Source organism: Candidatus Cloacimonadota bacterium (assembly GCA_020532355.1).
Taxonomy (GTDB): Bacteria; Cloacimonadota; Cloacimonadia; order Cloacimonadales; family Cloacimonadaceae; genus UBA5456.
In genome coordinates, this window is record JAJBBD010000148.1 from 1 (window position 1) to 2,700 (window position 2,700).

At 43.7% G+C, this 2,700-nt stretch carries 2 protein-coding genes; both read right to left on the reverse strand.

The window, feature by feature from the left end; genetic code table 11:
* Nucleotides 1-87 precede the first annotated feature (87 nt).
* Nucleotides 88-2,439: a T9SS type A sorting domain-containing protein gene (locus tag LHW48_05450; protein ID MCB5259909.1), complete on the reverse strand. Its 2,352-nt coding sequence runs from the start codon at nucleotides 2,437-2,439 to the stop codon at nucleotides 88-90.
* 50 nt (nucleotides 2,440-2,489) lie between these two features.
* A partial coding sequence (locus LHW48_05455; GenBank protein MCB5259910.1) for a T9SS type A sorting domain-containing protein occupies nucleotides 2,490-2,700 on the reverse strand: 211 nt, incomplete at its 5' end.

Here is a 2,700-nt window from a genome sequence, read left to right on the forward strand (position 1 = left end):
AACGAAATCCGTGGGTCTGTATCTCTCTGAAAAGATTGTCAATAAAGAGTTTAACCAGACCGCCCCAGCTTGCACTGTCATTTGACCCTATTTCATCAGAAGCATTCTCCTACTTTGGCTTCCATTGGGAATGCCCAAGCGGTATAAATATACTCCGCTGGCTACATTTCGATTGTTCATATCCCTGCCGTTCCACGCTATCTGGTGAAGCCCCGCTTCCTGTCCGGTATTGATCAGGGTTTTCACCAATTGACCCCTTATGTTGTATATATCTATTCGAACCTTTGCAGCTTCCGGGAGATAATAAGAAATCGTAGTAGTGGGGTTAAAGGGATTGGGATAGTTTTGAAATAGCGTAAGCTGCTTTAGTCCAGGCGCCACCGGATCGTCATTGCTCACCCAGGGTCTGGAGCCAAACTCAAAACAGCCCATGTCTATGCGATCGTTCCAGATGCGATAGTTACCAGCCAGATCATAAGGAGGCAGGTTCAATCCTGTGATATCGCGAGTTCCCGCATCGATGCAGGGGGAACCCTCCGAGAGGCTGTAATAAAGCGGATCATGCATATCAAAGCCTCCGGCAAAGAGGGGGTCGCCGCTGATATTGGTATCGTGGTAGTGAATTGTGCTCCCGGGGCCTTGCCAGATGTCGCTATAACCATTTCTGATCAGGTTGTTGTTGAGAGTTAACGTAGTAGGGATACCTGTCCCATCCATGGGATTGATAGCTATTTCCACCGATCGATTATTGTAGAATATGCTGTTTGAGATTGTTACGTTACCATTAACCATCAATGCCTCACCGTTGCCAGTATGTCCGGCAAACGTGCAGTTGGTGATGTTCATCAAAGGAAAATCTTCACCATGAAATATAACTCCGCGCTCATTGCAGTAAATATTTGCAAATAAGCTATTCTGAATAGTGTATTGAGGTTGGGTAGGTGGGTTGTACATTCCGCTAAACTGAACAGCGTGAGTATCATCGTCTGTCATAGTAATATTAGTAATAGTGGAGTTTATAAGGGCAAAGCTCCCCCCCAAATTTATCCATATAAGCGGGCTTGCCCATACCTCATTACTTGTAAATGTTGAGGTGGCATTTCTAAAAATTGAATTTCGGATTACCCCTGAAATGTAACCATCGCTATACAGGAAGCCCATGCTGTCGGTAGTGAAGTCCTCAATTATTATCCCGTCCCAAAGACAGTTTGTGGCATAAGTAATGTTAATGATAGCAAACAAATCCGGATTCAGTTCATGCATCCTCAGGTTCTTCAGATGCAGTGATTCCTCCTTAAAACCCCAAATTGCACAACTGTTGTTTGATCCTGCAGTTGTGATGGACATGTCCTCCAGACAGACGTGACTCTGATAAAAGCTGGTAAAGACTTTTAAAGCATTGTATGGCACGTTGGCATAAGCGGGGTCCATCTCTCCCACTATCTGAGTCTCTTCAATCCCCGCTCCTTGAACCTTAATCCAACTTTTTAAAGGAATTGGAAATACCTGCTGATTGGCAGTTCTGGAATATATACCGGGGAGTATGTGAACAGTTTTCTGGTTCAGGCTGTCGGAGGCAACTCTATAAACCGCTGTTCTGATCGTCTTAAGAGCTGTCGCAGGGCTGAGGCCATCATTGGTGTCGTCTCCGTTAGAAGACACATAGAGATCGCTATTTATTTCCTGATGATGAGCAGTCTCTACGTCTATCAATAGTTGAAACTCATTCCCGTAAGCCCTGAAAGGCGCGACATAGTAGTTGGTTGGATTGGACACAGTAAACATCTCCAAGGGGATACTCAAATCATCATTGATGGAGTGAGCGACAATATCCTGTCCTGCTCCGGCTGTATTGTTGTATATGGAGCAGCGGTTAACGGGATCAAAAGCAACATTTACATATCCCATGTAACCATTTATGTATATGCCGCCTGCCATTATGTATGCATAATTGTCAAATATCCGAACTCCACTCAAGACTGTAGTACTCTTAAACAGGTTTATGCCTCCCCCGTATGAAGAAGCATTTCCAAAGAGTGAACAATTCGTTAACATAGATAGGCTATTTTGTCCTAATGATATTCCTATCCTACTATTAGTTATTGAAAAGCCACGGATAGTGACGTTCTGTACATTTTGGTTGATTCTTATACCTGGTGCAATCAGGCTACCGTCAATTATGGTTGATTCAATGTATGAGGGGTCATTTGAGGCATATTCCAAACTTACGACGGCGATATTGCTTACAGATATGTTAACATTCTCCCAATACCTACCGGGATAGACAAGAACAGTGTCTCCTTGTGATGATTCCGAAACTGCAGTTTGTATGCTGGTATATTGTCCCGCTCCGGTGATATCGACAGTTCGAGTAACCGCATTTATTCCTATACCTATCATACATAAAAGCCATGCAATAATCCATCTATGTCTTTTCATAAATACTCCTATAAGTGGGGAGGGCATATGCCCTCCCCGATTCATTGCCATTACTTTAGCATTAGCATTTTTCGAACCAGACTTGTCTTGGGGGTTTTTAACCTATAGAAGTATACTCCTGAAGAACAGGCATTACCAGAATTGTCCAAGCCATTCCAGATGGCTGTATGGCTGCCAATTTCTGCATTTCCATGATACAGAGTCTTGACCAACTGCCCCTTTATATTGTAGATATCCAAAGATACCGGTCCGGTCTCCTCA

Coding starts and splice junctions, on each gene's coding strand:
- LHW48_05450 (MCB5259909.1), bottom strand. CDS start 2,439: ATGAAAAGACATAGATGGATTATTGCATGGCTTTTATGTATGATAGGT.